Annotated in this window: 11 protein-coding genes; 4 read left to right on the top strand and 7 right to left on the bottom strand. The window is 62.1% G+C overall.

Translation table 11 applies throughout. The features are described from left to right. The 5 genes from H512_RS26555 to traA form a co-directional block, all read right to left on the bottom strand. Nucleotides 1-281, bottom strand: a 281-nt coding sequence (locus H512_RS26555; protein ID WP_156899570.1) for an IS5 family transposase, incomplete at its 3' end; no start/stop codon positions are given. A gap of 310 nt (nucleotides 282-591) precedes the next feature. Next, on the bottom strand, nucleotides 592-1,224 hold the full coding sequence (locus tag H512_RS26550; protein WP_084798607.1) for a TraH family protein: 633 nt from the start codon (nucleotides 1,222-1,224) through the stop codon (nucleotides 592-594). A 21-nt stretch (nucleotides 1,225-1,245) separates the two neighbouring features. Beyond that, on the bottom strand, nucleotides 1,246-2,517 hold the full coding sequence (locus tag H512_RS0118685; RefSeq protein ID WP_084798606.1) for a conjugal transfer protein TraB: 1,272 nt from the start codon (nucleotides 2,515-2,517) through the stop codon (nucleotides 1,246-1,248). After that, nucleotides 2,426-3,064 (bottom strand): conjugative transfer signal peptidase TraF, encoded by a 639-nt coding sequence (traF, locus tag H512_RS0118680; protein WP_281170370.1) that lies wholly within the window; start codon nucleotides 3,062-3,064, stop codon nucleotides 2,426-2,428. The genes H512_RS0118685 and traF overlap by 92 nt, the downstream gene beginning before the upstream one ends. Before the next feature lie 23 nt (nucleotides 3,065-3,087). After that, nucleotides 3,088-6,402 (bottom strand): Ti-type conjugative transfer relaxase TraA, encoded by a 3,315-nt coding sequence (gene traA / locus H512_RS0118675; protein WP_026784732.1) that lies wholly within the window; start codon nucleotides 6,400-6,402, stop codon nucleotides 3,088-3,090. 277 nt (nucleotides 6,403-6,679) lie between these two features. On the opposite strand from traA, the gene traC reads away from it, so the two are divergent. From traC to H512_RS0118655, 4 genes are all read left to right on the top strand, one after another. Continuing rightward, nucleotides 6,680-6,994 carry a conjugal transfer protein TraC gene (traC, locus tag H512_RS0118670; RefSeq protein WP_026784731.1) on the top strand — a complete coding sequence of 105 codons (315 nt, stop codon included), beginning with the start codon at nucleotides 6,680-6,682 and terminating at the stop codon, nucleotides 6,992-6,994. Next, the gene (traD, locus tag H512_RS0118665) at nucleotides 6,987-7,199 is read left to right on the top strand and encodes a type IV conjugative transfer system coupling protein TraD (RefSeq protein WP_026784730.1); all 213 of its coding nucleotides are present in this window, start codon (nucleotides 6,987-6,989) and stop codon (nucleotides 7,197-7,199) included. Before traC ends, traD begins: the two co-directional genes overlap by 8 nt. Beyond that, on the top strand, nucleotides 7,189-9,123 hold the full coding sequence (gene traG, locus H512_RS0118660; RefSeq protein WP_036792669.1) for a Ti-type conjugative transfer system protein TraG: 1,935 nt from the start codon (nucleotides 7,189-7,191) through the stop codon (nucleotides 9,121-9,123). Before traD ends, traG begins: the two co-directional genes overlap by 11 nt. A gap of 70 nt (nucleotides 9,124-9,193) precedes the next feature. Next, entirely contained in the window at nucleotides 9,194-9,514 is a 321-nt protein-coding gene (locus H512_RS0118655) for a WGR domain-containing protein (protein ID WP_156899569.1), read from the top strand. Here H512_RS0118655 and H512_RS0118650 read toward each other — a convergent pair. Together H512_RS0118650 and H512_RS0118645 are read right to left on the bottom strand one after the other, a co-directional pair. Further along, the gene (locus tag H512_RS0118650; protein ID WP_026784727.1) at nucleotides 9,507-9,920 is read right to left on the bottom strand and encodes a hypothetical protein; all 414 of its coding nucleotides are present in this window, start codon (nucleotides 9,918-9,920) and stop codon (nucleotides 9,507-9,509) included. The genes H512_RS0118655 and H512_RS0118650 overlap by 8 nt on opposite strands. Then, a complete protein-coding gene (locus tag H512_RS0118645; RefSeq protein WP_026784726.1) occupies nucleotides 9,917-10,186 on the bottom strand; it encodes a type II toxin-antitoxin system prevent-host-death family antitoxin in 270 nt (89 codons plus the stop codon). Before H512_RS0118645 ends, H512_RS0118650 begins: the two co-directional genes overlap by 4 nt. Nucleotides 10,187-10,267: the final 81 nt, after the last annotated feature.

Here is a 10,267-nt window from a genome sequence, read left to right as displayed (position 1 = left end):
TCGATCATGATGATATCGCCGTCGTAAGCCTGAGAAACCGCTTCGAGAAGTCGATCCCAGACACCAGCCTTCCGCCAGCGGACGAAGCGATTGTAGCAGGTGGTCGACGGGCCATAGCGTTCTGGAACTTCCGCCCAGGGGGAACCTGTTCTGAAGCGCCAGAGGATGCCGTTCAGCACGCGACGATCGTCGACGCGAGGAACGCCACGAGGCTTATTCGGCAGCAGCGGCGAAATGATCGACCATTCGTGGTCAGTGAGTTCGTAACGGCGGCGCGTCATCCAGAGCTCCCTCAGTCGGAAGCCTTGAATCACGGCAGCCAAAAACCGCCAAGCGAATTTATGAGTTTACCGCCTAGCATGTGATGATCGGGCTTGACGACAAAGACCTCAGGCTTTGATTTCCACAGCTCCAGGATGCCCTCGTAAGGCGTCCTGAACTTCAAGGCCTTACCAGCACCGTCGCATCCCTATTTGCCTTGACATCGTCGATTCGCATAATAAATGTTATGGAACATACGTGTGTCTTGTCTGGTCACTGATCTCAGATTTTAGCTGCCCAGCCGTCGGCTGGAATCGAGAGTGTTGCCCATTACTCGTGAAGTCCCCAGTTCCGCTTCTGTCCGCCGATTACTGAAAGATCCACCCGTATTCCAGCTTCATTTGGCAAGGTGGTAGGTGCCTCAGATGATATTCCTGATGACTCGCCAGTAGTCGCCGGCGCCTCACCATTCTCAACTTCCGTTTTGCTCAACTTTGATGGCCCCGGATCGGCTGCGGTGAACACAGGGCTACCTTCGAAGATGCCTGTTTGCCACGCGTCAAAGGCATCTTCCAGTACCTGCGGCATGACGCCGTCATCGTTCGGGTTACCGTACCACTTGAGCACGATCCGCCAGACCTTGCCGAAGAGCGCCGTTCCCAGCCGCAGGTTTGAACACGCATCGAGCAGGTCTGGGGAGACTTCCGACGGATCCTTGATGCCGATGCCCACGGGAATTTGCGTGATTCCAACCCTTACAATGGCCCGTCCAACATGAGCCCGGATGATTGTCAGTGCCTCATCCTGCGTTCTCGCTGCGGGCACCAGGATGATACGGTTTCCGCTCCTGACCGTAATGCTAAGTGGATCGGCCGATCCGACGGTCTTGACGAAGGTCTCGACGATGCTGGGCGTCAGGGAAGGGTCTGCGCAACGGTGGACTAGATCGGCATCAATGGGCATAGCAGGAAGTCCTCTTCATCCTCAGCGATTGAAAGCGGTGACAAGTGGCAGATCGAAGAGCCGTGCCCAGGCTTCGACACTCACCCGTTGGATCGCGGGAATGGAGGTGTCTTTAGCCCACCAGCCATTGGCGATGGCAACGATCCGGTCGGGGTGATGGAAGGCCGATTGAAGAACCGGCCAGACGAGAAGCTGCTCGTAGCAGATGAGCGGCGCGATCCGTTGACCAGCAACCTCCACGACGGGAGCGCCGAATAGCTTTGCCCGAGAGCCGCCCGTGAGACCGAGCCACGGTCGCCAAGGCTGCCACATGGCAACCGGCACTGGCATCCGCTGACGGTAGAGGACCTTTGCACCCGCTCGGTCGAGCGCGACCATGACGGTATCGTAGCCTTGAGTGTTGATGAGGACGGCTCCGGCAATCACCGTGATATCGAGATTGGCCAGAGCCTCGCCCCACAGGCGCTCCGCGGTCGGGGTCAGGATGCCAACGGCACTTTCCGGGAGAACGATGACCTGCGAGCCGCCCTCGGCTTCTTTCTGGACCTGGACGATCAATGATTGCTGCTGGTGGAGCGCGTCAGTCCGTCCAAAGGCCGCTCCGACTGCGGTGTCGATACCCAGCCACCCGCCAGAAGCTGGAGAGCCACTCCCTGATGCGGCGGTTATGCCGGTGATAACTCCAGCCGACAGGACAATCGCGGGGGCCAACCGCGTGGTCATCAGGCAGAGGCCAAGCGCCATTGCCATCAGCCCCCACCATCCCCAGCCGGAAAGTAGCACGCCGGCGGCCGTGATCGGATGAGCCCAACCGGTGATGCTGAATGGCGGAACGGCCGTCAACACCATGGCGATGCCATAGCGCCCTACCCTTCTCCAGCCTTTGCGCGCCGTCCAAGCCATCGAATGAACAAGGACAAAAGGGAGCGAGGCCGCAATCCAGAGCAGGAAGCCGACCGAAACCGATGAGCCGAAGAACTCCGCCGCGCCCTGCGGAAGCCCGCGCGACGCCGCCAGGAAATATCCCGCCGAGACGGCGGCGGAGACCGCGCGGCATGGTGCCGCCGCCCAGAGCGCCGGAAACAGCATAACGACGGGTAATACCAGCAATTGACCACTCCAGGCTGTGCCACCGACAAGGCAGGCGGCAGACACCAGAACGGCCGATCGGACGTGAATCCAGCGCAGGAAGGGCCTCAGATCATGGCGTGCCGATAGAGGCAAAGGTGAGGAACGGCCGCGCAAAGCCAAGGAGACCGGTTTCGGGAACCGGGCCGAAATAGCGGGAGTCATAGGAGCCTCGGAATTGCGAGTGCAGAAAAAGCTGGCCGGGCGGGACGACGCCACCGGCCCAAGGCGCCAGAGCCCGGCCTTGCCCGTCTTTTGAGCTGAGCCGCGAGTGCTGCAGCGGAACACCATCAATCCTGACGTTGGCACCAACGGCAATCCTCGCCCCGGCAATTGCCACGATGGTCTTGATGAGCGGGGCAGCGCCACTAGGACAGAGGCCGCGCAGAAAATACCCCCGCGCCAATCCGAACTCCGACAACGCGCCTGATGGCGGGCAAACGAAGACCAAATCGCCGACGGCGGCGGGCCGATCAGGCGTGACAACCTGCCAGAGGCCGAGCGGCTCGCTCGGGGTCAGATTGATGCGCAGACCGGCCCAAACTCCCACGCCGACAAACGTGGTCATGAACGCCAGGCCAACGCTATAGATGGCGAGGACGCGTCGCCGGGTTTGCTGCCGACGCTTCTCTCCGTTCGGCCTCTCCCCTTCACCGCGTTGCTTGGCGATCGGACAGGAGGATTTCGCCGGCATGTCGTCGGAGAGTCCCACTGCTCCGCCTCCTGGAAGGATCGTCATTGCAGTGTCATTCCTCTTGACTTCGAAAGGGTCTTTCGTTGGGCCTCACGAACACCCAGGGCCTCCTTTGTGCGCTGCGCACCGGCAAGTTGTTGGATGGTTCTGAGGTCGGGCCACGCGGCTCTAAGTTCTTCCCGTTGATCCAGGCTCAGGCCGTTCGACAACTCCCTCGCCGTCTCGCCATCACTGTCTCTTGCTGCGAGCGGTAGGAAGGTCCGCTCCCCAAAGCGCTCGGCAACCGCCTTGGCCAAACCCTCCAGTTCGGCCTCGATCATCTTGTCCTCAAGCGCGAACCCGAGCGCGGCGGGAAGGTCGTTGCGGTCGATGGCATCCCGAATGCGCTCGAGCGTCTGGCACCCGCCCTCCGAGAGCGCCGGAATGTCGACGGCGGCCTTCAATCTGGTGGCGCGTTCCTCAGCCTCGTAGCGACGTTCCGCCTCGGCCCGGAGCCGCAACCAAGTCTCAAGGTCACGGGTCAGTGCGGGAACACTGAGCGTGGCGTGCTCGCGTGCCTCCCGCTCTGACCGTCCGGCAAACAGCCCCGTCCCGCCCTTCAAGGCCCCAAAGCTGTTGGGTTGGTCTTGGAGCTTTGCCAGGGTAGCCGCGGCCGTCTCGCGGTTCGCCATCATGGCGTCGACATCGACCTTGGCGAAGGCCTCTTCCGGATCGGTGAAGACGAAGTGGAAACGGGAAGAGACCTGTTCCCAGTGCCGCGAGAGGACCGGGTCGGCGATGAGCCGATCCTCGACCACCTCGGTAACCGATTTGGGATGCGCGGACGTGCCGGTGACCATGGGCCTTGCCTCCTTGGGCGCCTCCGCTGGGGTTTGCTTTTGGTGCACGATGAGACCGAGGCGCTGGCCTGCGGCGATGAGTCGGGCGCCGAGATCGGCGAGCCGATCCGTTTGCCGGACAGTCCAGCGGAGCTTCTCGGCAATGTGCGTGCGGGCAACGCGAAGAAGGTTGAGGCCGCGCGCCTCGGCAAAGCGCAGGCTAGCGCGATAGAAGCGCGAGCCTGCGTAATCGAGGGTCGTTTCCTTCGCTCGCGCTTGCGACAGGATCTTCGTCAGCCCGCCGGCCCTCCGGAAGGAGAGCGCGCCATAGTAGACGCCGACATCCTCGCGATGGCGGGTCAGCGCCACATAGGTCAGATGCCGATCCAGCGAGAGCGTGGCCAGCACCTTGACTCGGTCGACAGTCGCACCTTGGGACTTGTGGATCGTCGTCGCATAGCCATGGTCGACGTTGGCGTAGAAACGCTGGTCAACCTCGACACGGCGGCGATGTTCGCCCTCCCCCACCATGGCAGCAACCCAGCCGGGACGGGCTTCGACCACGTGACCGATCATGCCGTTCTTGACGCCGAGCGATCCCTCGTTCCTCAGGAAGACGATCTGGTCGCCGGCGGCGAACTTACGAACGCTGTCCTCGGTCTGGAAGGCATGGCCTTCAGCTATCAACCCACGTTCAATCAGCCTGGTGCGCGCCATGTCGTTGAGCGCGCGGACATCACGTCGCAGATGCGCCAGGATCAGTGTCGACTTCGCGGGATCGTAATCGCGGTTCCAGTCCTCGATCAGCGCGGCGACAGCCTCGGCCTTGAACCGGCTCGGGCATAGCTTGCCGCCCGTTTCATAGGCCCTCAAAGTTTCTGCCGTCCGTCCTCTTGCGAGATCGAACGAGGCCTCGCGCATCCACCGCTCGCGCTGGCGATAGATGGTCTGAAGCTCGGCATAGCCGGTGCGCTCGGCGATGGCACGGAAGGCCGCCCCCGCCTCGATCGGCTGAAGCTGATCGGGATCGCCTACCAACACCAGCTTGGCGCCTGATGTAACGACGCTTTCCACGATGAGCGCCATCTGGCGGGACGACACCATGCCCGCTTCGTCGAGCACGAAGATCGTCCTGTCGTCGAGCCTGTCACGGCCCTTGCCCCAGGCGAGCTCCCATGAGGCGAGAGTGCGTGAAGTAATGCCGGCCTCTTTCTCCAAGCCTTCGGCAGCCTTACCGGCTAGGGCGGCACCGACCACGCGATAGCCCGCCGCTTCCCAGGCCTCGCGGGCGGCTTTCATCATGGTGGTCTTGCCGGCACCGGCTCGGCCCACCACGGCGGCAAGCCGTCCCTCGGATGCGACATGGGCAATCGCCGCTCGCTGCTCGTCCGACAAACGGTCGTGGCGATCGAAGGCGCAGCGGAGCATCTTGTCCGGCACGCCATGAGACGAACGACCGGATAGCCATTGGGCGCGGCTCACCATCCCGGCTTCGATCCGGATCAGCTCACGCGTCGAATACTTGGCGGGCTCGCGTTGGCAGGAACCGAGCCCGACCCGCTCGTCCTGAAGCTTTACGACATCAGGGCTCTGAAGGATCCGTACCATCAGCTGCTGGAACGTGCCGGCATCGTCCACATAGCGATGCAATACCTTGGCCACATCCCGTACCGTGAAGACGCTCATCTCCCGGGAGACGAGATCCAGCACGATCTCAGGGCGGCGCAGGATGCGGGCCTTGTTGTCGGCGCAACGTTCTGCATGCAGCGCAACGCGTTCGAGCTTGGGCGACCAGCCGACCGTCTTTTCCTTCCGGTCGATCGCGTTGGCACCGACACCGATGTGGGCGGTTGGCACGAGGTCGATACCGCGCTCGGCATAGGATCGGCCATCGACGCGGATGTCGAGACCGGCAAGGGCCAAATGTTTGTTCTGGAGAGCGAGCCAACTCTCGCGCTGTTCAAGGAACTCCACCTTGTCGCCCGACCACAGGCGATAAACGATCTTGCCCGCTTCATTGCGTAGGGGCTCGCCGGTCTCCCCGAGAACAGAAACTTTCTTCGATCCGAATCCATGCTCCGTCAGGGGCCGCAAGGTGGTCATCAGGTGGACATGGGGATTGCCCGGTTCGTCGTGATAGACCCAATCAGCCACCTGACCACGTGCCAGCACCTCGGCCCCGACGAATTCTCGCATCAGGGCAATATTCTGATCGCGCGTCAGTTCCACCGGCAGCGCGATGATGAATTCCTTGGCGAGTTGGGCGTCGGAGCGCTTCTCGAAAGCCTCGACCGTGTTCCAGAAGGCTTCCGCGCTGCCGGCCACCGAACGATCGGCAATCAGCGCGCAGCACCATTCCGGGGCATCAGACGGCAGCAGGAACTCCTCATGGGCGAGACCACGCTTTGCCGAGTAGTCCACCACCCGTCCCTCCGTCTCGTGCGCCATGCGAGCACAATGGCGATAGGCCGCCGACAGAACGGCGCTGCGGCCCTGGCTGCGCGAGATCAGTTGCGGAGTGAAGTGGGTGATGGCCAAGGCGGCAACGGCTTCCGGACGACTGTGGAACACAAGACGTTCCTCGGAAGCGGCCGGCAGCCCCGCCGGGCTGAGACCTCTCGGCCAAGATGAAAAGCAGGGCGTCGTGACAGCGACGTATTACTGCGCCCTTGGACCATTCCTTCGGAACGGCCGGGATGATTGTCCAAAGCGTCGGCGCTGCCGACTAGCTTTTTTATGAGTGGCCGCAAGCGGCCGTTCTCCAGATGCTCCGCTTCAGCCAGACAGGCTGGCGACGAACGGAGGTTCAACCGGAATGAAAAAGCCCTCATCGAGAATCCGGGAGGAAATCGCCCGGCTTCAGGAGCAACTGAAGGCGGCGGAGACACGCGAGGCGGAGAGCATCGGCCGCATCGCCCTCAAGGCCGGTCTCGGGGACATCGAGATCGACGAGGAGGCACTGCTCGCTGCCCTCACGGAGGTGGCGGGGACATTTCGGCGCGGGAGCAATGAAGCTTCAAACGGGAAGAAGAGGACCACACACGCCCCCTCATCGGAGAGCCCTTCGTCCACGGCACTCGCGCCTCAAGCGGCTCAACCAGGAGCTGGCGAGGTTGAAACGCATGGCTGAGGCACAAACCTCTGAGGATCGTAAAAAAGATACCCGTGAGAAGATCGCGCTGGGTGGCCTCATCGTCAAAGCCGGCCTTCGCTACGAAAGCCGCGCCCTTCTCCTCGGTCTTCTGATTGAGGGAAGGAGCCGCCTCAACGGCAACGAGGTCGAGCGAGCGCGGCTGATGGGAATCGGGACGGAGGCCTTCGGCCGTGACACCTGATACCTTCGCCCGGCGATTTGTGCTGTTCCTCCTGCCGCTTGCCGTGATGATCGGCACGCACGTTGGGCTGAGGGAACTCAGTCAGGAACTGGGCCAGGCGCTTGTCTCCCTCGGCAAGACGGCGGCGCAACAGTTGCTCCTTGCCCGGATCGGAGCTGTTCTTCCCTACGCGATCGTCGCCACCATCGGCATAACCACCCTCTTTGCAGCTGCGGGATCGGTGAATATCAGAACGGTGGCTCTGAGCGTTTCCATCGGCAATCTGCTCGGCTTGGGATATGCCGTCGCGCGCGAAGCGCTGCGGCAGTCGGCTCTTCCGCCCGACATGCGCTCGCTGTTGTCCAGCGTCGATCCCGCAGTCGCGATCAGCGTCTTGCTCCTGACCATCGCGCTGATCTTTTCCATTCGGATCACGATGAACGGCAATGCTGCCTTCGCCCCGACTGCGCCAAAGCGCATTCGCGGGCGGCGGGCACTGCACGGCGACGCCGACTGGATGACGCTTCCCGATGCCGCCCGCCTCTTTCCCCAAACAGGCGGCATCGTCATCGGCGAGCGCTGCCGCGTCGACAAGGACAGCGTTGCCACGCTCCCCTTTCGCTCGAAGGACCGCGCCAGCTGGGGAGCCGCCGGACGCATGCCGCTCCTCTGCTTTGATGCCTCCTTCGGTTCATCGCACGGTATCGTCTTTGCCGGGTCCGGCGGCTTCAAGACGACCTCGGTGACAATCCCGACCGCGCTCACATGGGGCGGCACGCTCGTGGTGCTCGATCCGTCCGCCGAAGTCGCGCCCATGGTGGTCGATCACCGACGTCGGGCTGGAAGAGCCGTTCATATCCTCGATCCGAAATCGCCAGATACCGGCTTCAACGTGCTCGATTGGATTGGCCAGTTCGGCGGTTCGTGCGAGGGAGACATCGCCGCCGTCGCCTCCTGGATCATGAGCGACAGCGGACGGCAGACTGGCATTCGCGATGATTTCTTCCGCTCCTCGGCGTTGCAGTTGCTCACGGCCCTCATCGCCGACGTCTGCCTGTCCGGCCACACCGATCCGGAGCATCAGACGCTGCGTCAGGTGCGCGCCAATCTCTCCGAGCCCGAGCCCAAACTGCGCGAGCGGCTTCAGAGGATTTACGACCTCTCCGGCTCTACCTTCGTCAAGGAGAACGTCGCCGCCTTCGTCAACATGACGCCCGAGACGTTTTCCGGCGTCTATGCCAACGCGGTCAAGGAAACCCATTGGCTGTCCTACCCCAACTACGCCGCATTGGTGTCTGGCACGAGTTTTCGCACGGACGATCTCGCCGACGGTCACACCGACGTCTTCATCAACCTCGACCTCAAGACGCTGGAGACCCATTCAGGGCTTGCCCGCGTCATCATCGGCGCCTTCATGAACGCGATCTACAATCGCAACGGCGCCATCGAAGGGCGCGCGCTGTTCCTGCTCGATGAAGTGGCGCGTCTCGGGTTCATGCGCATTCTTGAGACTGCCCGTGACGCCGGCCGCAAGTATGGCGTCACGCTCACCCTGCTCTTCCAGTCCATCGGCCAAATGCGCGAGACCTATGGCGGGCACGACGCCGCAAGCAAATGGTTCGAGAGCGCCAGCTGGATCTCGTTCGCCGCCGTCAACGACCCCGAGACCGCCGACTACATCTCGCGGCGCTGTGGCACCACGACCGTCGAAATCGAGCAGGTCAGTCGCTCTTCGCAAAGCTCCGGTTCTTCCCGCACGAGGTCGAAACTGCTCGGCTCCCGTCCATTGATCCAGCCGCACGAAGTCCTGCGGATGAGAGCTGACGAACAGATTGTCTTCACTGCCGGCAATCCACCGCTTCGTTGCGGCCGTGCCATCTGGTTCCGACGCGATGACATGCGGGCTTGTGTAAGAGAGAACAGGTTCGAGAAGGAAGGACGATGAACTGTACCCAATAGCCTCTTGTGCTTCCCGGTCGGGCACCGCCTGATGGAACTCGCGACCCATCACGGTCATGAATCGACATCAACCGATCGATTCAAAACTGTCGTTGGACGCGATGGCGTCGATTGGCGATCCTTGCTGCATGACTGCAACCTCTCGCCATCTCTATATCGAACGCCGAGATGCCACCCGGAATATGGCGCGCTTCTACGCGCTGTCGATCGAGCCTACGCTGTTCGGCGATATCTGCCTGACACGGCGCTGGGGCCGCATCGGCACGCGCGGCCAGATGAGGACAATGAGCTTCTCGCACGAGGACGAGGCGCTGGCGCAGTTTGCCAGGATCCAACGCCAGAAGGCGAGCCGCGGTTATCGCGAGCGCCTCACCTAAACTTGTTGATCTCGGTCGTCGTCTTGCGGCGCGCCACGAAGGCACGCAGCAAGGGCAGAAAGAATGCCTTGCTGAAGCTGCCGAGCGGCGGCGCCGGCTCCAGGTAGAAGGACTGGCCGACGATGTCAGTATTGTACTCGTCGAGGATAAGCCAGAGGCGGATGTCGGCATCGAGGCCTGCCCGGCGCTTTTCGATGGGCGGAATCTCGGCCGCGAACCGGGACGCTTCCGGCTCCTTGGACGTGACGGGAAAGAACAGGATCAGATCACCGCTCTTGCGGGCGATTCGAACACCGACCGCGACGGGTCGGTCTTTGCGTCCATCCGTTTCACCCGCCTTGGTTTGACGCGTCCAGAGATTGGCGTAGCGAAGGACGACACCGGTCTGGAGCTGTTCGAAGCTCATGACCTCGAGGACTCATCTTCGCGCGCATAGGCTTCGACCGCCGATTCGAACTCGCTCAAGAGATCATCCGGCATGGTCTCGGCCGTTCCGACCGACCGGATGTCAGAGCGCTTCAGCAGCTTCTGATAATCCTCGATATTGAGGATCACGAGGCGCGGCTTGTTGCGCTGGGTGATGGTGACTGGCCGGCGCAAGGCTTCGGCGATGATGTCGCCGGATTTTCGCGACAGATCGCTCGTCGTGTAGGATGACGCTTCAGTCGACATGGCGGCCTCCTTGATCTTGCGTTTCCATCATATTCAGCATTTCTGTATTTTCTGAAAGAGACCGACGTGGAGGCTCGAGAG

Origin of the sequence: Pleomorphomonas koreensis DSM 23070, from assembly GCF_000425185.1 — a bacterium.
In the GTDB taxonomy this organism is placed as follows: Bacteria; Pseudomonadota; Alphaproteobacteria; order Rhizobiales; family Pleomorphomonadaceae; genus Pleomorphomonas; species Pleomorphomonas koreensis.
Note: the sequence above shows the minus strand (reverse complement) of the source record. Positions and strands in the feature narration are given on the sequence as shown.

What these genes read in the sequence shown, in the direction of transcription:
- traC (WP_026784731.1), top strand. Translation starts at nt 6,680, where the DNA reads ATGAAAAAGCCCTCATCGAGAATCCGGGAGGAAATCGCCCGGCTTCAG.
- H512_RS0118685 (WP_084798606.1), bottom strand. Translation starts at nt 2,517, where the DNA reads ATGACTCCCGCTATTTCGGCCCGGTTCCCGAAACCGGTCTCCTTGGCT.
- H512_RS0118650 (WP_026784727.1), bottom strand. Translation starts at nt 9,920, where the DNA reads ATGAGCTTCGAACAGCTCCAGACCGGTGTCGTCCTTCGCTACGCCAAT.
- H512_RS0118645 (WP_026784726.1), bottom strand. Translation starts at nt 10,186, where the DNA reads ATGTCGACTGAAGCGTCATCCTACACGACGAGCGATCTGTCGCGAAAA.
- traD (WP_026784730.1), top strand. Translation starts at nt 6,987, where the DNA reads ATGGCTGAGGCACAAACCTCTGAGGATCGTAAAAAAGATACCCGTGAG.
- H512_RS0118655 (WP_156899569.1), top strand. Translation starts at nt 9,194, where the DNA reads ATGAATCGACATCAACCGATCGATTCAAAACTGTCGTTGGACGCGATG.
- H512_RS26550 (WP_084798607.1), bottom strand. Translation starts at nt 1,224, where the DNA reads ATGCCCATTGATGCCGATCTAGTCCACCGTTGCGCAGACCCTTCCCTG.